Origin of the sequence: Chitinophaga filiformis (genome assembly GCF_021646545.1) — a bacterium.
Taxonomy (GTDB): Bacteria; Bacteroidota; Bacteroidia; order Chitinophagales; family Chitinophagaceae; genus Chitinophaga; species Chitinophaga filiformis_A.
Genome location: NZ_JAKIRP010000008.1, coordinates 259624 through 279475, shown reverse-complemented (window position 1 = coordinate 279475; position 19852 = coordinate 259624). Strand labels below are relative to the sequence as shown.

General features: G+C 48.6%; 8 protein-coding genes. 3 read left to right on the top strand and 5 right to left on the bottom strand.

Annotation, left to right across the window (positions count from 1 at the left end; all coding sequences use genetic code 11):
* Nucleotides 1-104 precede the first annotated feature (104 nt).
* Entirely contained in the window at nt 105-3164 is a 3060-nt protein-coding gene (locus L3C95_RS20180) for a two-component regulator propeller domain-containing protein (RefSeq protein WP_236390388.1), read from the top strand.
* A gap of 25 nt (nt 3165-3189) precedes the next feature.
* A complete protein-coding gene (locus L3C95_RS20175) occupies nt 3190-3837 on the top strand; it encodes a response regulator (protein WP_149695801.1) in 648 nt (215 codons plus the stop codon).
* A 399-nt stretch (nt 3838-4236) separates the two neighbouring features.
* On the opposite strand, the gene L3C95_RS20170 is transcribed toward L3C95_RS20175, so the two are convergent.
* The 4 genes from L3C95_RS20170 to L3C95_RS20155 all read right to left on the bottom strand — a co-directional run bounded on the left by L3C95_RS20170 (nt 4237) and on the right by L3C95_RS20155 (nt 8840).
* Entirely contained in the window at nt 4237-6018 is a 1782-nt protein-coding gene (locus tag L3C95_RS20170; protein WP_236390387.1) for a cytochrome-c peroxidase, read from the bottom strand.
* Between the two features lie 76 nt (nt 6019-6094).
* A complete protein-coding gene (locus L3C95_RS20165) occupies nt 6095-7561 on the bottom strand; it encodes a PhoX family protein (RefSeq protein WP_236390386.1) in 1467 nt (488 codons plus the stop codon).
* A 90-nt stretch (nt 7562-7651) separates the two neighbouring features.
* Nucleotides 7652-8083 (bottom strand): SRPBCC family protein, encoded by a 432-nt coding sequence (locus tag L3C95_RS20160; RefSeq protein WP_236390385.1) that lies wholly within the window; start codon nt 8081-8083, stop codon nt 7652-7654.
* A gap of 91 nt (nt 8084-8174) precedes the next feature.
* Complete coding sequence (locus L3C95_RS20155; RefSeq protein WP_236390384.1) at nt 8175-8840, bottom strand: flavin reductase family protein; 666 nt, start codon at nt 8838-8840, stop codon at nt 8175-8177.
* 246 nt (nt 8841-9086) lie between these two features.
* Between L3C95_RS20155 and L3C95_RS20150 the strand changes: the two genes are divergently transcribed.
* On the top strand, nt 9087-10748 hold the full coding sequence (locus tag L3C95_RS20150; RefSeq protein WP_236390383.1) for a lectin: 1662 nt from the start codon (nt 9087-9089) through the stop codon (nt 10746-10748).
* A gap of 100 nt (nt 10749-10848) precedes the next feature.
* On the opposite strand, the gene L3C95_RS20145 is transcribed toward L3C95_RS20150, so the two are convergent.
* Nucleotides 10849-19368 (bottom strand): gliding motility-associated C-terminal domain-containing protein, encoded by an 8520-nt coding sequence (locus L3C95_RS20145; RefSeq protein WP_236390381.1) that lies wholly within the window; start codon nt 19366-19368, stop codon nt 10849-10851.
* Nucleotides 19369-19852 lie beyond the last annotated feature (484 nt).

The following is a 19852-nucleotide window of genomic DNA, read 5'->3' as shown; positions in this document are numbered from 1 at the left end:
AAATTAACGATATTTTTATAAAAAATGAATAAATCCTTACAATTTAATATTATTAAACGTGTAATTTTGGTTTTCAACAAAATCGGCAGTGGAACAAACCTATCATGAGAAAAACTTACCTTTTATTGGTAACGATAGTCATGTTAACCCAGACCATTATAGCACAACAACAGACACCTTATTTCAACACATTAAGGACTGAGAACGGGCTTTCCCACAACAAAGTCAACTGTATATTACAGGACAAGCGGGGATTTATATGGTTTGGTACAGAGGATGGTCTAAATCGTTATGACGGGAAGTATTTTACCGTCTTCAGAAGAACACCGGGTGATACAAGCTGCATATCCGGCAATATTATCAGCGATCTTCTGGAAGATGAAAATGGCATTATCTGGATTGCTACTGAAGATGGAGGATTAAGCGCTTACGATTATCGTCTTCCGCCAACAAAGCAGTTCAGGCAATACCGGTACACAGCGGGCAATGAAACCGGCATTCCGGAGAACCACATCAATGTCATAGAAGACGATCACAACGGCTATCTCTGGGTGGGAACAGGTAACTATCGTACCAGGAGATTTAACAAGAAGACGGGCGAATTTTCGCATCCGGTGAAGACGGGCACTACTTCCATCCTATCGCTGCGTATGGATGGCAAAGATACCTTATGGGTAGGCAGAACCGGCGGAGGCATCCTGAAGGTCAATACCCGCACCCTGCGGTTCATCAGCGACAAACGATATGACGATCTGTACGCAAGGCTCCCTCATGTTTCTGTCACCGCCCTGTTCCTCGATGCAGAAAAAGACATGTGGTACGGCGCCTGGGACAAAACACTCTACCATTACGACCATATTAAAAAAACAGAGGAAGCGTTCCGGCACATACCGGGAAAGAACTCCTTTCCGAATGATGAGATCAACGCCTTTGCAGAAGACAACCAGCACCGGTTGTGGATGGGAGGCAGAGATTCCGGCCTGATTGTCTATGACCAGCATCATCAGCACTTTTATCACTATAAACATCATCCTTATATGGATGGCTCTATAGTGGACGATCATGTTAATGCCGTCTATATTGACAGAACGGGTATCATATGGGTAGGTACCAACAATGGTATCAGTTTTCACAACCCTTTGTATTATCCGTTTAAACAGACCTTCCTGCCCCAGACAGGAAAAGACATTAACATCTATGATTTTTATAAGGACGCGACCGGTAGGTTGTGGATAGGTACCAATGATGGCATTTTTCTCCAGGCTCCCGGTGCAACATCGTTCGAACACCGCAGGCTGACCTATAAAGGGCAGCAGCTGGCGGTGACCAAGTTCTTTGAAGACAGTGATGGTACTTTTTATGTAGGGACCGACTATACACTCTTTGTATATGATACGCAGAAAGGTACGCTGAGCACCCTGCCCAATACAGAAAACGATCCGGTTATGAAGAAGCTGATCGGGTCGAGGATCGTATCTATTGTGAAAGATACTATGGCCATGGGTACGCGCCCTGTGCTGATCGTATCGCCATATGGGCATTATCTCACTTACTACGACTTTAAAGACAGGATATGGGTGACCCGCAACGATTCTACCAGGGCCATCCTGAAACGGTTCAACCTGAAGGATAATCTCGTGCGGAAAATGTCCAAAAGCATGAGCGGTAACATATGGCTGGCTACTGCCAGGCATGGACTGGGCGACTGGCCTCAGAAAGAAGGATTACAGGTGAAGTATCTGAAAGATATCAGCAGTGACGATGTATATGATATCCAGGAAGGGAATAAGGGCCATGTATGGATCAGTACCTATGGTGGCGGCCTGAATTACCTGGACGCGCATACGCAGAAAGTGCAGCATGTTGCGGAATCCAGCAACCTGACAGAAGGTATGCAGACAGATGATAATGGCAGCGTATGGATGGTATGTAATGGTCACATACACAAGTATGATCCCGGTGTAAAGATCTACAGCTGTTACGATCTGCCTGCGCTTCAAAAGAATGGTGGTGTGAGAGGCTATATGTATAAGGATAAAGACGGCACTATCTATGTAGGTGGTACTAACTACTACCTGTCATTCCATCCGGATAATATAGCCAGGATCAATACTGAACCACCGGTGTACCTGACCGACTTCAGGATCTTCAATGACTCGCACAGCGACCTGTTGCAGCAGCAGGCCATTGCGCTGGATTACACCAAGAACTATTTTTCCATAGAATTCTCCGCGCCTGAATTCAGTGGCGACAACCTGCAGTATTCTTACATGCTCAGCGGAGTGGATAAGGAGTGGAACAATGTCGGCAAGCGCAACTTTGCCTCCTATTCCAACCTGAAGGGCGGAGACTATACATTCATGGTAAAAGCCAGCAACTGGAGAGGCGTATTTGGTAAAAAGGTCACCGCCCTGCATATTACCATTATCCCTCCATTCTGGACAAGATGGTGGTTCTACCTGCTGTGTACCGTACTGATAGCGGGTACTGTGTACCTGATCTACCGCTACCGTATCAATGAGTTGCTGAAACGGCAGGAGATCAGGAACCGTATTGCGCAAGACCTGCATGACAGTGTGGGATCGACACTGAGCGGTATTTCCGTTTACAGTGAAGTAGCCAGAATTTACAATGAGCAGCAAAAAAGTGAACAATTGAAAGAATTGTTAACCACCATTGGTACAACGGCCAATGAAATGATCTCCGAGATGTCGGACATTGTTTGGGCGATCAATCCAAAAAACGATCACGTAAGCAGTATTGTAAAGCGGATGGAATCTTATGCGAAACCCTTGTGCACCGCTAAGAAGATCCATTTCATATTTGACTGCGACCAGAAGATTGAGACGCTGAACCTGGCCATGCATCAACGGAAGAACTTCTATCTCATTTTCAAGGAAGCAGTGAACAATGCCTTAAAACATGCAGCATGCAGTATTATCAGGGTGAACATAAGCTACCGCCGGAATATGCTGGAGCTTAACATCCAGGACGATGGTATAGGATTTGATCATCAGGCAGTACAGGACCCTTCCGTCAGGAGCCTGTCTGGTAATGGGCTCAACAACATCAGGCACAGGGCCAGTGAAATGAAGGCCGACCTGGGGATAGAAAGTAAACCACAACAAGGGACATATTTAAAACTAAGCTTTCCCGTTGCCTGACCAGGCAACAAAAAAACGACAAACCATGAGTATACGCGTTGCCATCTTTGACGACAACAAAAACATCCGTAACAGCATCACGTTATTGCTAAACACGGCCCCCTCAATTGAAGTAGTGGGTGTATTCAGTGACGCCCGTAACTGTGTGAACGATGTACTGAATTGTAACCCGGACATCGTACTAATGGATATTGAAATGCCCGAAATGAGCGGCATCGAAGCCATCAAACTGCTCTGTAAGGAAGTGCCACATGTACAGATCCTTATACAGACGGTGTTTGAGGATGATGACAGGGTCTTTGATTCCATCTGTGCCGGCGCATCCGGTTACATCTTAAAGAATCATCTTAACACGCGGCTACTGGACGCTATCCAGGAACTGCAGACCGGCGGCTCGCCGATGAGTCCTTCGATAGCGCGCAGAGTATTGAACCTGCTCCAGAAAAGCGTAGTGCAGAAGCCGGAGCCGAACAACGACAGCTACAATCTGACGGCGAGAGAAAAAGAGGTACTGACCTGTATCGTTAACGGACTGAGTTACAAAATGATTGCCAGTGAACTTAACATCAGCTATGAAACAGTACGTAGTCATGTGAAAAAAATTTATGAAAAGCTGCACGTAGCTTCACTTACAGAGGCCGTTGCGCTTGCGATCAATCAACGTATTGTATGATACAGCCTTGCCCAACTCCCCACTTAGAGTTACCGGTCTCCCCGATTTAGGTGATTTTCTAACATGTGAAGATGGTCTACATTTGCTATAGAAAAGGCGATGAGGCCTGTTCAAAGAAAAAAGAAATTAAAACTTAAAAATATATCCTGCTTGAGATAAACTAAATTCAAATGATCTGTTTACGTTAATTTATCTGGTGTAGCCCTGTTCTCAGGGCTCTTTTTTTTGTTTCGGGGGTACACCGAGGTCTCCGTTTTCATCCCCGGGTCACGCCACGGTTACAAACACACCCCGGGGTTGCACCCCGCGCTACAAACACACGGCACCTAGCGGAGCCGATCGCCGTGATATGAGCTTATTTCTCAGGTATTGTATCTGGACTGGCCGGGAGCGTACACCTCAATTATCCGTAAGCGCCCTCATGAAAGCAATGATGTTCTTCTTCTCCTCATCGGATAACTGCAAAGAATCTGGAGAAAGCGTTTGTCCCGGTAATGTAATACCATAACCAGCAGCCCCTCCCTTGTTATAAAACTCCATGACCTCTTCCAGTGTCCGAAAAGCACCATTATGCATATAAGGCGCCGTCAAGGCAATATTTCGTAATGTAGGCGTCTTAAAAGCATATTTCAGTTCATCCATCTTCGTATGTACATATCTCCCCTCATCCGGGTCCAGTTGTGGTACTCCCGGCGCCCGCAGCACACCGAGCACTTCAGACTCTGTAGTGGCGAAGACCGGCGCCGCCGTACCGTTGAACAATGGCAGAAAATGACAGGTAGCACAACGCCCCTTGCCCATAAACAGGTTGAAGCCCTTCTTCTCCTTTTCATTGATGGCATTTAGCTCCCCTCTCATATAGCGGTCGAACTTTGAGCGGAAAGGGTGTAACTGGCGAATATAAGCAGCAATTGACTGCATCAGGTACCTGGGCCTGATCGTATCTTCCATGTCCGGGAAAGCGGCTTTAAACTGCGCTTTTATCTCCAATTCCTCGTTCAGCCATTTTACGACGGCATCGGCAGAAGAATGCATTTCCGCTTCGTTATGTAATACGTCCAGCACCTGGTTTTCCAGTGTCGGTGCGCGCATGTCATAGAACTGCGCCTGTTGCAGGCCGGCGTACAGTAAGGTAGGCGTGTTGCGCAGGATCGTAGTCTTACCATTCAATGCTACATTCTTCGGCATTCCGTCTGTAAATGCCTTGTCCTGTTGGTGACAACTGTTGCAGCTCCGCTGTTGGTTGCCCGCCAGGCGGGTATCATAGAATAGCATTTTGCCTAAGGCCACCTTTTCAGGAGTTGGAAACGCATCTGCGGCATGTACAAAATAACTGATGTTAAAGGACGCACTGTCAAACATCGTGCGGGAAGTGGTGTTTAAAGCGCCGGGATACTTTAACGGCCTTAAACCTGCATTAAAGAACCAGTCTGTCACGGCAGCCGCCAGCGGGTCCAGGTACACTGCCATATATGTGGCGTAGTCAAACATACCGTCAGACACCGGCTTCCTGCCCGCAGCAATGACGGTGTCGAAACGGTTCAATAAAGTGTCCGGTGCTCCCGCCAGTTGTATGACCTGCTTCACTGCAAGTAACGTAGTACCGGCTTCCGCAATGCCCCAACCAGATAACGGCGTGTCAAAGCCACTAATGCCCAACGCTTCTATCCTGAATATTTCCAGTTTACAGGCATCAACAATATGGGCTGTATCGAAGCCGGTATTTTCAATAGTATGCCGTAAAGGTATCAGGTCAGACCTAAAGACCTTTACTTGTCTTAAAAGGTCGTCGATTGCAGCACTGTCATATGGGAATAGCAGCTCCTCTATCACCTGCAAGCCTGCGGGTTCTGCTTTTTTATTCTCTTCTATCTCTATCTCGGGTAAGGGCGGCCCATTCAGCTGGCGGGAAGTGGCCGGCGCATAGTACTCGCTGAACCATTCCATCTGTTTATACCTTTGCCTGCACACCTTAAATGCCTGTTGCAGCTCAGGTTCAGCCGCACGCTTTTCTACGAGCGACAACAGTTGTTCTGCTCCTGTTTCCAGAGAATCCATCCGTAAGGTTAACCACTGGTGTACGCTTTTATCCAGATCCTGCGTATGATCCGGTTGACTGCAGGCTATCCAGATGGTGATACCCATCATAGCTGCAATAATTGCTAAAGTCCTGAATTTCATATTATGTTGCTACAATAGCAAAAGTTTCCCTGCGAGAGGGAAACTTTGCCAACAATATCAATGGTTGCCTGATGATTTATTTTTCTACACCGGTAACGATAATGGTCTGACCACCTTCCTTATTGCTAGTGAGGCCACTGCCATCAGCATTGGCAAACTTATTGTCCACCCAGGTATGCGGGTGAATGTTCACTACGAATGTATTCGGCTTACCCACCAGGTCAGAAATATCGTACATAGCACCATATTCCCATGATCCCAGTCGGGTTTCATTACCCGGATTATACTTACTATTGAATTCAGCATTGCTGCGGCGGTGGTCCATTTCCAGCATTGGCTTCAACGCTTTTGTAGCCAGGCTGTATTGCCAGATGCGGCCATCATGCTTATTGTTTACATAGTAAGAGTCGCCGTCTTCCTGGATATACAGGAAGTTCTGGGTAACACAGATATTGTCCGGGTTTACCAGGCTGTTACCCGGGTCTACGTTACCATCCACCAGCGGTGTTAATTTACCTTTCAGCGGATTGCTGGCGTCCAGTACCAGTTCGTACACGCGGCCCCACATGGTGAGTCCTGCTTTCGGCGTTATTTTATCAGCCTCGCTTACACCGGTAGACGTAAAGTACAGCTTGCGGTTGGCCTCTACAGAACCCTTACCATAATCCAGGTCTTCCACACGTGCAAACTGGATCGCTTTTTTGGCAACTGTCTGTGTAGCCAGTTCAGCGCCAGTGCTATTAGCTACATTTTCATATTCTACAAACTCAACATCGTAAGCCTTACCCACTTCCATATCGGTTTCAACGATGTTCTGGTCAACACGGCGCAGCATGTACAGCTTACCGTTCTGCAGGTCACCCACAGTGTTGGATACATACAGGTTTACCTGTCCTAAACCCTGACGGCTGCTTTCATCTTCACCAATGAAGATGGCAGTTTTACCCGGGAAAGCGTTTTTGGATAACGGTACTGCATTCTCTGCACTGCATTTACCAAGTGCCGGCACGGTACGGTTGGTCTTCTTAAGATCTGCTGCACCCATTGGATCTATAGCATGGATCATAGACTCACCGTCAGTCTCACCTGCGGTGAGGAACTTAGAAAAACCATGTTCTTCCTGAGTGGTCAGGGTTGCTGAACAAAGACGCATACGGCCACCCTCTGCATCTACGATATACTCACCTTTAATTGGTTTCAGGTTCTTATCCAGGTACACACGGGATACGGAAAACAGGATCTCGTGATTAGTGATCATGATATAACCTTCACCGCCAGGATTCTTCATCATACCTGCGCCATCAGGCTGTGCACCATATCGGAAAGCGGGAGAACCTGCCAGGCTATCATCACTGCTGATCAGCGGATAAACCTTCAGGTTTTCAAAACCTGCCAGCGTTTTTACCAGTGAAGGTGTTACGGATTGTGTCTTGATCTCAAAGCCGGAAGTTGGCGGCGGAGTGGAATCGTTGTTGTCGCAACCCACCATCAATACCGCAGCCATGAGCGGACTGATTCGGGTCATCAGAGAATTAAGCTTCATATAGGTTTGATAGATTTGATCCCACAATATCAAAACTACATGTTGCCGTAATGTTAATGACAGGTTAAATGAATATGAAGACCGGAAGGTCTATTTCCCATCCTCACTATAAGGAGTGCCTTTGCCTTCTTCGAGATACTTCTTCAGACTATGCAGGAACATGGCCCAGTAATAGTTGCAGCTGCGGTAATAATCTGTCACTTCCTGCCAGTTGTAATGCTTCAGTATAAGCGTGGTAACGCCGTCTTGTCCGGGCAGGATCTTAAAACAGATGAAAGTGCCCACCCATTCCGGATCGGAGTCCGTGCATTCCCACAACACTTTCTCTTCGGGACGCAGCTCCAGGATCTGCATCTTCGTAATATAATCTTCCCCCCAGTTAAATTCATTTACAAATCCAGGTTCCGCTTTCACAGTCAACTTTGTTGTCCATACAGCTCCCAGTCCTTCCTGTGTGGTAAGGGCCTCATAGACTTTTGTCCGGCTTGCCCTGATCTGGAGCAGATGCTCAATTGCCACCATATGTTTCCGTTTTATCTTATTTCAAAAGTACCAATGTCGTAGAAGCTACAGGATGGCTGGACTGGACATATCAGGGTGGGATTTCTGCCAACTACGATTCTCTGGCCTGTTCCATGTCAGCCGTCCGGTATAAATGTTCGGGGATCTGCGCCAGTGTGGAAGGGTGTACTTTACCGCCCAATCCATAGAATTCCTGGAAACTCATGATCAATGGACGCCACTTATCGGGGTCTACCTTATGCTGCTGTCCCTCCATTAAAATAGAGTCGTCCAGGTGTATCCGGGTGATCCGCATTTCAAATGTAACGATCTTTCCTCGTTGTGCCACACTGTCTGCTGCTAAATGATGCGTAGCTGCCAGTACTGCTTCCATATGTACCGGGCATTCCAGCACGCGGGGCGCGGCAACCGTTTCAGCTGCAATGGGCGTTAAACCGGCTATTCCGAACTTATCCTGCTCAAAGCGATAGCCCTTCTGTTGCTTACCCGGTGGCACCGGGTGGCTTCCCGTGGTGCGGGCCAGCAGGTTCACGGCTTCCACCTGGTGTATGGAAGGAAGATTCAGTACACACTGCCCCGTGCGGAGAATGTTCTCCGTAGTTTTAGAGAGTGCAGAAAGTCCCAGCATACAGCGCCATCCCAGCCAGAAGACCGACGACATAGGCGCCAGATTATATGTACCGTTTTCATTCACTGTGCTGATCAGCACCACGGGTGTGCCGAAATATAGGATCGATGGTTCGCTGCGGAGATGCATAACATTTTGTTTAGACATCCCAAAAGTAGAACGGCTGCAATGGTGTTTCAACCCGGTTCTTGCTGAACTGCAGGCGAATAACTTATCTCTGTGAAGTTCACAATAATCGCCGGCGCCCTTTCGTTTAATGGTCGCATCTTATTGTTCCACCTCTCTTATCAGAAACCATATACTTTAGTTCACTCATTTAAAACCTTTATACTCAAAGTCCATTACAACCGGTAATTCCTAATCAAAACAAATACTATGAAACTCACAAATCGTCTGCTGGCAGCAGTCACCCTCCTCTTTGCCATCAGCTGTAGCAAAAAAGACCTCAACAATGAGGCGGAAAAACTGTATGGTCAGCAAAACAGGCTGGCCAACGTCAATGCATCTCCGGTCGGGGATGTGGTAGGTAAGATCGCCGTAGGTTACCAGGGATGGTTTGCCTGTACGGGAGACGGCTCTCCCATCAATGCCTGGTGGCACTGGACCCAGAACTGGTCACAGTCGCCTTCTCCCACCAACAATGGCATCAAGTCATGGCCCGACGTAAGGGATTATACCAATACCTACACCACTGCCTGGCCGGCGCTAAACAACGGACAACCCGCAAAGCTGTTCTCCTCCTTCTCCGATCAGACCATCAACACACACTTTAGCTGGATGCAACAAAATGAGATAGACGTAGCAGCCCTACAGCGTTTTAATCCTAACGGTCAGGAAGGCCCTATCAGGGACGCTATCACTGCCAAGGTCAAAACAGCTGCCGAACAATATGGCCGTAAGTTTTATATCATGTATGATGTAAGCGGCTGGACGAATATGCAGTCGGAAGTAAAGACAGACTGGACCAACAAGATGTCTGCCTACACCTCTTCTCCTGCCTATGCCAGGCAGAATGGCAAACCTGTTGTCTGCATCTGGGGCTTCGGTTTCAACGACAATAATCACCCCTGGTCAGCCGCTGTCTGCCTGGATGTGATCAACTGGTTCAAGAACCAGGGCTGTTACGTAATAGGCGGCGTGCCTACCCACTGGCGCAATGAGACCAGCGATTCAAGACCAGGTTTCCTGAACACCTACAAGGCATTTAACATGCTCTCTCCCTGGATGGTGGGCCGCATTGGTAATGCCGGAGATGCCGACAATTTCTACAATAATGTCAACACTCCCGACCTGGCTTACTGTGCAGCCAACGGCATCGATTATCAGCCCTGTATACTGCCCGGCGATCTGCAGGAAAGACAACGTGCACACGGCGATTTTATGTGGCGTCAGTTTTACAATATGGTCAGACTGGGTGTTCAGGGTATCTACATCTCCATGTTCGATGAATACAATGAAGGCAACCAGATCGCTAAGACAGCCGAGAATAGCAGCCAGATACCCGCAGGTTCCAATTTCCTGACCCTGGATGAAGATGGCGTGGCCTGTTCTGCCGACTATTACCTGCGCCTTACCCGTGACGGCGGCCGTATGCTGAAAGGCCAGATAGCCCTGACAGCAGTACGACCTACACCCACTATTCCAGGTGGCACCGTGATCCCTATCGGACAAACCGTTACCATCAAAGGCTTCAACAACATGTACGTATGCAGTGAGGGAAACACCCAGCCGATGATCTGTAACCGTACCGTGGCACAGTCATGGGAACAGTTTACAGTGGTAGATGCAGGTGGCGGCAAAGTAGCCCTGAGGAACCAAAGTAACTATGTGTGCTCCGAAAATGGCCTGTTGCCCGTGATCTGTAACCGCCCTGCCCTGGGACCATGGGAGCAGTTTGACTGGATCTCCAATGCAGATGGCACCGTATCCTTCAGAGGTAACAATGGCGCTTACCTGTCAGCAGAAGATGGCGTAGCGCGTATGACCTGCACTAAGACTACAATAGGAGCCGCAGAGAAATTCAGGATCAATCAATAAACAAAAAGGCCAGGTGTTGCTCAGCACACCTGGCCCTCAAATGAAAAGGCGCCCCGTGATCAACCCGGGACGCCTTTTTGCCTATTGGACTTTACACTTCTTATCTGATTACTGTTATCTGTCCTGTCACCTGCGAAACCGGACCGCCCACTTTCTTCTTGTAGTTGATGACCCAGATGTAAGAGCCACTTTCCACCATGTTGCCTAAGTATCTGCCATCCCATCCAAGCCTGTAATCTTTGATGAAGCAGACCTGCTGGCCCCAGCGGTTGAAGACCCGCAGTTCATAATCATACATCGGACCTTCTGCTGTCGGTTTGAACACATCGTTCTTACCATCGCCGTTAGGCGTGAAGGCTGTCGGGAACTGCGGATTCGCCTCACATGGTTTATAAGTTACCGCAATATTGTCTTGTACAGATCCGCAATCGTTGTATACTACTACCGTGTAATAACCTGTGCTGGTCACCGTATAAGTGCTGGTAGTAGCACCATCCTGCCAGCGGACGCTGTTACCCGCACCGGCGTTCACGTTCAGTACCAGTGTTTTCTCCAGACACAGCGTAGTATCGCGGCCCAGGTCAAATTCAGGGATGCCTGCTACTGTTACATTTACACTATCCATGGTGATCTGAGAACAGAATCTGTCCATCACAGAGACAATATATTTACCTGGTTTGTTTACTTCCTTCACAGGATTGGTATCACCATCATTCCAGAGGTAAGATACTGCATCGGCATGCTCCGCGTTCAATACTACACTACCTCCGATACAGATATCACGCTGAGGACCAATGTCGATATCCAGTTGCGATTTCAGCGTCACTCTTACAGTATCTTCTACCACACAGCCACCGCGGGTTACAGTTACCCAGTAGTCGCCGGGTCTTGATACCACGATCTCATTGGTTGTTTCACCGGTATTCCAGCGTACGTTACCTCCATCAGGAGCTACCGTCAGGATGGCTGTTTCGTCCGGACAGATCTGCGTATCATCGCTCACTACAACATTCGGAGCCGTTGCTACAGTCACTGTCACATCATCGTGTGTGGTACAACCATTCAATGTTACATCCACACCATATGTGCCAGCCATATATACTTCTATTGAAGAAGTGGTTTCACCCGTGCTCCACACATAGGTGGCATCAGGAACGTAGAGGTTCAGCTTCACACTTGAGCCTTCACAGATGGTTGTATCTGGCAGGTTTACTAACGGCGGATTATTTACTGTTACTTTCACTTCATCAGTAGTCGAACATACGCCGTTGGATACCGTTACACTGTAAGTACCGCTGGTATTTACCGTGATAGTCTGTGTGTTAGCACCTGTTGACCAGCGGATCGTATAACCGGCATTATTGATACCGGCATCCAGTGTTACAGATTCACCTGCACATACAGATACATCCTGCCCCAGTTCAACCACCGGTTTCTCAATGTATTGCAGATCGTAGGTAACAGTATCTGACACACAACCGGTTACGCCGTTGGTCACCGCAAAGCTGGCCTGAACAGCGCCGTTCAGATCGAATACATTACTGCTCTGCGTGAGTGGGGTAGCCACTGCGGTGGCTGGCACTACACTTACCAGGGTGAACTTCGGCTTGCTTACTTTATTCTTTAAGAGTACTGCAAATTTCGTGTTGTTAGAACAGTTGGCTGGCAGGTTCGGATCCAGTTCCGGTTTGGGAGCCGGACTTACCGTAATGGTCTGCACACGTTCTATTGCCGCATTGCCACAGGCATCAGAGATGTTCCATCTTCTTACAACGGTATATCCTGCGCATTTGTCTGCCACAAACGGATCCTGTACCATGGTGACCTTCTTAGGGAAGTTTACATCACAGTTGTCAACCGCATAAAGGGTAGCCGGAACAGGAAGCTGTTCATCATAACTGATCGTTACATCTGCCGGAGCCGGATCGATCTTCGGTCTGGTAGTATCTGCTACGGTGATCACCTGGCGGGCAATAGTGGTATTGCTGCAGGCATCCTTCGCAGTCCATGTCCGGATCAGGCGATAATTACCAGCGCATGCACCATTGATAGTCTCACGCACCTGTAAGTAAGTCACCTTCACTGCACCGCAATTATCTGTTGCAGTCAGCAGCGCCGGTGGCTCCGGTACTGCATTACAATCTACCGTGGTATCTGCAGGTGCAGCTGATGTGAATACCGGTTTTGCCGTATCCTGTACAGTGATCACCTGTTGCATGGTAGCTGTATTACCGCAATTGTCAATGGCGGTCCATATACGTGTCAGTCTATAATTACTTGGACAGGTGCTGGAAAGGAACTCCTTGCGCTGGGATACCTTCACTTTTACAGTAGCCGTACAATTGTCTGTAGCAGTTACCGCAGTTACATCCGGCACGCTGTCGCAGTTCACGGTGATCACCGGAGGTACGGTTATGGAGAATACCGGTTTAACATTATCCTGTACGGTGATCGTCTGTGTCAGCACAGCTTTGTTACCGCAAAGGTCAGTTGCTGTCCAGGTACGGACGATCTGATAGTTACCATCACACTTGCTGCCTGACAATGTCTTACGTACATCCACCGGAGTTACAGTAATAGTACCAGGCGTACAGTTATCGGTAGCCGTCAGCGGTTCGCCTGCAGGCACCTGGTCACAACTTACTGTGATATTGGCTGGTGCAGTGCCGTCGAACACCGGCGGCGTTATATCGCGAACAGTAACTATCTGTTTCAGGGTATCGCTGGCATTACCGCAGGCATCCACAGCTACCCATTTACGGATCAGCTGGTAGTTGCTCGGGCAGGCTCCCGGCTGACTCACCTGTACTTCTATCGGCGTCACGGTGAGCGGACCAGAGCAGGCGTCTGTTGCAGTGAGGTTCACCGCTGCAGGGATAGCATCGCAGTTGACGGTCACATTAGCCGGAGCAGCTACATTGAATACAGGAGCTGTTTTATCAGTTACCGTGATCACCTGCTGTGCCTGGGCGCTCAGACCACAACGGTCAGTAGCAGTCCAGGTACGCTCTATCCTGAACGTACATGCATCTACGGTGGTAGTTACATCGGCGCTGGTAACTGTTATTGGTTCATTATTATAAGGAGCGTGGCTGAATACCGGTGTACCAAACTTAGTGGTGTAGTCTGTACCCTGTACGCAATCAACCGTGATCGGTGCAGGAACGGATACTACTACCGGCGGAGTGCTCATCAGCGTCAGCATCACTGCATTACTGATATTGCCGGTACAAGCGCCGGACATTACCACACGTCTGAACCAGGTGTTCTGGCTGATGCTGGCCGGTGTATAGCTATCGGTCGTGCCACCGGTGCCGGTGGTTACATTCACGAAGCCTGTGATGGCATTGGTAGTGCTCATCTGCCACTGGTAGGTAAATGAGCCGGTGCCACCGCTTACTGCACCGCCAGTCAGTGTTGCAGGAACATCGCTTGCGCAAAGCACCTGGTCAGCAGTGATCGTATTACCCTGAATAGCAGGCTGATTTGTCAGCACAACTTCATCAGGCGTTGAAGTACAGGCACCGTTGGCGATCGTCCAGCGGAGGGTAGCAGTTGTACCTGGCTGTAAGGTCACTCTGGCGGTAGGACTATGAATATCGGAAATGACAGCAGTAGCGCCACCTACGATTGTCCAGGTACCTACAGCAGTAGCCGGAGATGCCGTGTTGGCATTCATAGTGAAATTCGGATCATCACAATGTACCTGGTCCGTACCTGCGGTTGCATTGTTTGGCATCACGCTGTTGACGAGCGTAATACTGTCCACCGAGTTACAGGTACTGTTTGAGATCACCCAGGCGATAGTAGCGCTAGTACCCGGAGGCACGGTCACTACTGCAGCCGGATTACTGAAATTGCCGGCAGCAATGCTTGCGGAACTTCCTGCAGGCAGGCTCCAGGTAGCAGTACCTGTCACTGGTGTGTTGGCAGCCATCGTGAACAGCGCATTGTCGCAATGCTGCTGGTCTACTCCGGCATTGGCAGTTGTAGGTTTAGGTATACTTGTCAGTGTTACTTCATCAAAATTGGAGCAGGTACCATTCGTCATCGTCCAGCGTAATACCGCTGTCGCGCCGGTGGGTAATGTCACATGTGCTGTGTCCATATTGGCCTGACCTGCCGCGATAGTTGCAGTACCACTTACTACAGTCCAGGTACCGGTAGCACCTGCCACAGTAGGTTTGTTGCCCGCCATCTTAAAGTCAAGGCCCGCACATTGTGACTGGTCTGGTCCCGCATTTGCCACGTCCGGCAATGCGTAGTTGGTCAGCACTACAGTATCACTGGTCGTACAACCGCCATTCGCGATCGTCCATACCAGCCTCAATACAGTACCCGCAGGTACTGATATATTAGCTGTTGGATTGTTTATATCTGCGGAAGGGAAAATAAATGTTGCAGGAGATATTACTCTCCAGGTACCCGTGCCGCCCGCAGCTGAATTAGCTGTCAGTGCGAAGGCCGGTGCATTACAATGTACCTCATCAGGACCTGCAGCAGCAGGATTTGGCGCAAGGCTGTTGCTCAGCGTCACATCATCCGAAGAAGAGCAGCCACCATTACTAATGGTCCAGCGCAATACTACCACTGTACCCGCCGGAATGCTCAATACCGCATTCGGATTGTTAACAGCAGCTCCAGGGAGGACATAAGTAGCCGGAGACACCACACTCCATCTGCCGGTACCACCACCGGTTCCCGGTGCATTGGCAGAAAGTGTGAACACGGTGTTATTACATTGTGATATGTCCGGTCCTGCGTTGGCCGTTGCCGGCATTACAGAGTTAGTCAGTGTTACATTGTCTGTACTTGTACATGTACCATTGGTGGTCTGCCATGTGGCGACTACACTGACACCCACTGGCACACTGATCACTGCATTCGGATTGTTGATCTGTGCAGCTGGAATGCTAGCGGGCGTGCCGGCTGGCAGTATCCATTTGCCAGTGCCTACTGTTACCGGCAAAGCAGTCATGATAAAATTATTCACACCACACTTCGCCTGATCCAGTCCGGCGTTCGCCGTCGTCGGTGGTATTGCATTCGTTAATACTACATTATCTGTAGAAACGCAGAGGCCATTTCTGATAGTCCAGGTAGCCGTCACGGTCACACCTGCCGGTACATTGATCGTCGCAGCCGGATTGTTTTCCTGTCCGGTGGTAATGCTGGCTGTAGTACCTGCAGACAGGCTCCAGGTACCTGTACCTATGGTTGCGGCGTTCGCCTTCATAACGAACTGCGCATTGCCACATTGTATAGAATCACGTCCTGCATTAGCAGTTGTCGGAGGTGCAAAGTTGGTCAGCACTGCAGTGTCTTTCACCACACAGGTACCGTTTGTTACGGTCCATATAGCTGTTACACTGGTACCCTGTGGTACATTGATCAGCGCAGTTCTGCTGTTCACCTGACCCGCAGTGATCGTGGCGGTAGTGCCTGTAGGCAGGCTCCATGCTCCCGTACCCGGTGCAGGATCGCTGGCTGCCATGGTGAAGGCCGTACTGTTACAGTTAGACTGGTCAGCACCGGCGCTTACAGCTGCAGGCATTGGGGTGAAGGTTACCTGTCTGCTTACACAGACGGTCGTATCACAGCCGCCAAGGCTTTCTGCCCTTACATAATAAGTGGTGGTAGCACTCAGTGGCAGGGTAACAGATGCACCTGTAGCAAGACGGGTACCAGTACCACAACCGCCTGCATACCATGCCCATACGCCGTTAGGTGTTACCTTGTCTGACTGCAGACCAAGACTACCGCCGTTGACGGTCAGCGTAACAGTATTACCTGCACCACAGATGTTGGTAGCACTTGCGGTAATACCGGTAGGCGCTGTTGGCGCAGACGATACATTCACGGTGAACGGAATGGTAGAATCACAACCGGCTTTCGCTGTTTTGTAGCTCAGGTTGAAAGTATACACACCCGGAGCTGTGGTAGCAGGGTATGGAACTGTCAGCGGCCACACCAGCGGCTGGTCAATAATATTTACAAAACCTGGCATCGGTGATGTGCCGGGGGTAATAGAATATAAGGTAGGTGTTCCTTTAGTAGATAATGTATCTAATATAAAGGAGCCCTTACTGCTACATGATATAACAGGCGTCACCAGGTTGATCACCGGCTTACCTATTTTATGAAGTACAACAGTATCGATGTTGGCAATACATCCACCGGCATTTGTAATGCTCCAGGTGAGCACGATATCGCCCTCATTATCAAGCGCTGTTACGGCTGTATTGTAAGCAGTGTCATAAGCGATCGTAGCATTACCGGACACCAGCTTCCAGATACCTTTTTCTGCTGCCGGGCCGGAAGCCACCGTATCAGCAAGTGGCTGGCTGGCATTCATGATAAAGATATTATCTGTTCCACATTGGGTAGTGTCCTTACCCGCGTTACTATACGTAGGATCTACGAGAAGGTGCAGCGTATCCAGTATGGTAGTGGCACAATTTGCATTTGCCGGGCTTCGCACCGTCCATGACAATACTACGGAAGTACCTGGTCTCTTCAGCGTTACTCTTGTACGCTCAGCGGAAGGCAGCAGGATCTTTACATAATTATCGATCACATCATCGGTAACAGCAGGACCATACACATCTTCCACTCTCCAGGTACCTGTTGCGCCAGTAATTTTATCTACTTCCACGGTAAAATTACCGGTCGGATTAGCGGACGCACAGTATATGTTCTGGTTAGGTTTCAGTTTTGTGCTTGGTGTAGCGCTGACATCAATTATAACCGGAGCAGAAGTCGCCTCACAGACGTTCGCAAGATCTTTTACCGTCACGGAGAACACAGTATCAGCCAGGCCGACGATCTGGATCTGGGACGCTTCTACCATATTATCGTATTCCGGCATTGGTATCTTGTTACCACTTGCATCCGGACCTCTGAACCAGTTAATGGTATAACCAGTCAGAACATCGTTGATCTTCAGGTTAATGGATTCACCCACGCAGACGCTGGCGTCAGAAACAGCCACATCTACCCTTGGAGAGCGTACCATTTTGATCTGCGTACTGTTCTCGTCCATACACGTATGCCCGTCGGCATACTCCACATATCCATATACAGTAATAACAGTATCCTTATCTACCTGTATAGTACGTTTGGTATCTGTATAACCAGGCAGATCTTTCCAGGTGTAATAATCAAAACCGCCGGAAGCTTCCAGTTCCACGTAGGTACCAGAGCATACCTCACTCTGCGTCAGATTGAGCGTCGGCATTGGCAATATCGTCAACCTGATCTGGGATGACGGAGAAGAACAGGTAGTAGAGTCACTACCTCTTTCATATATAAGTACCTGGAACAGGTAATCTGATGCTACTTTACGTGTACCTTTCAGTTCACCCGGTCCTATCACCAGGTTGGGGGCGTTGCCGGTGCCATAAGGAACATTTATCCATGTACGGCCTTCATCATCACTCATCTGCCATTGATAGACAGGGTCAACGAAATACCCGAGTGGCTGGTAGGAGGCTGATAAGGTGATCGGTGCTCCTTCACATAGTACTTCCTGGAGTGTTTCACCATCACCATCTATCGTAGCAACAATACTTGGGCTACAATAAGAAAATTCGATATCGTCTATGGCGATATCGTTACCACAACCTCCCGGTTTATTATTTGTCACATATACGGTTACCTCATCCACATCGGAAGGAACGACGAATGTTCCGCCATATCGTTGCCAGGTTGGTCCTGCAATACCCAGCATCATTGAAACGGAATAAGTCCTGAATGAATTCAGGACCCTTGCCGGATTGGCTGCATCCACCACCGTAAAGGTGACTCCTGCGTATTGATAACCGCTTCGGCAAGTGTTGTTGAATGCATTGGCAGAACTGACGTTCATTAACCAGGCACTGAAATTATATACAGAACCAGGGCAAAGACCTGTTACTGTTTTTTTATAGAACTGCTGAGGAGTAACAGCTGAATTAGCTACCAGCATTGCACCGCGGTAACCGCCGGTGTGATCTGACGTCGTGGATACCCACTCACTCCTCGCAAAAGAAGGACTGTTAGTGATGGCGTAACTATCATTATTAAGATCGCCGGTAGGCTGATAATTATATAATACGACACCATCCACAGGATAATTCCTGCGGTTCACACCATCAGGCATGCTGCCGAAGTTCTCTGAAAATCCCGCCATGGTCGCTCCACCGTCACCACAGGTACTGATGGTACAATCCGCAGCATACATTTTCACTGTACGCGTCACCGTTCTCAATACACTATCTGCTCCTTTATAATAAAGCTTGATGTTAAATGTATAATCGCCCGGTACAAGGAACTGCAGCGTCAGTGCTTTCGAGTTCGTCAGCTTGCCAGCTTTGGTTGCGGCAGGATTCTCCGTATAGAGGATCTCGTAGTCCGCTTCGGTATTGTTAGGAGATGTGATGGTCCAGTCGGCCTTTTGGGGGATGGCTAACCCAGCGCCTTCTACCATGGCGTTCACACTGGTGAACTTGATCTGATTGGCAGTAGCGTTGGTTCTGGACATACACACGGTATCCGGTATGTTCACGTACACTGTCTGTGCATGCAAGGTCCCGAAAGCACAACACAATGACAGGCATAGTAGTATTAGAAGCTTTTTCATCAATAGGGATTTCGTGAATGGTCAGTAACAGTTAAAACCAGGGGCATTACCAGTTAGCTGACATACAATGTTTTTGTGTTTGAAAAAGCCCCTTCAACCTTTCCCGCAACAACATGATGGGAAGTATAAATAGTCTCCATAGGCATATGTGGTATAGCGAAAAAATATTACTATTTTAAGATTAAAAGTATAAATAATATGAAAATATTAAAAATACGTACCCGGGGCAGGGATGTCCATCAGGGATACCAACAAGGCGGACTCTGGTAATGGAATTTGATAGTCAGTCTTTTAACAGCTAACGAAATGTTAAAAAAATTTAGCAAAAGTTATCCACAACATAAGTTATCCACATTACTTTTATAAGCACTATTTACGGCGTTTGACCACAAACATTTATCCAACACATTTATAATCAACGGCTATAATCAATATGCCCTGCTTTTCACCTTTGTTCCTGCCCGTGTGAACCTGTCAGGGGTAA

Excerpts from the sequence above, each read along its gene's own strand:
- L3C95_RS20180 (WP_236390388.1), top strand. The coding sequence starts at position 105 with ATGAGAAAAACTTACCTTTTATTGGTAACGATAGTCATGTTAACCCAG.
- L3C95_RS20175 (WP_149695801.1), top strand. The coding sequence starts at position 3,190 with ATGAGTATACGCGTTGCCATCTTTGACGACAACAAAAACATCCGTAAC.
- L3C95_RS20170 (WP_236390387.1), bottom strand. The coding sequence starts at position 6,018 with ATGAAATTCAGGACTTTAGCAATTATTGCAGCTATGATGGGTATCACC.
- L3C95_RS20165 (WP_236390386.1), bottom strand. The coding sequence starts at position 7,561 with ATGAAGCTTAATTCTCTGATGACCCGAATCAGTCCGCTCATGGCTGCG.
- L3C95_RS20160 (WP_236390385.1), bottom strand. The coding sequence starts at position 8,083 with ATGGTGGCAATTGAGCATCTGCTCCAGATCAGGGCAAGCCGGACAAAA.
- L3C95_RS20155 (WP_236390384.1), bottom strand. The coding sequence starts at position 8,840 with ATGCATCTCCGCAGCGAACCATCGATCCTATATTTCGGCACACCCGTG.
- L3C95_RS20150 (WP_236390383.1), top strand. The coding sequence starts at position 9,087 with ATGAAACTCACAAATCGTCTGCTGGCAGCAGTCACCCTCCTCTTTGCC.
- L3C95_RS20145 (WP_236390381.1), bottom strand. The coding sequence starts at position 19,368 with ATGAAAAAGCTTCTAATACTACTATGCCTGTCATTGTGTTGTGCTTTC.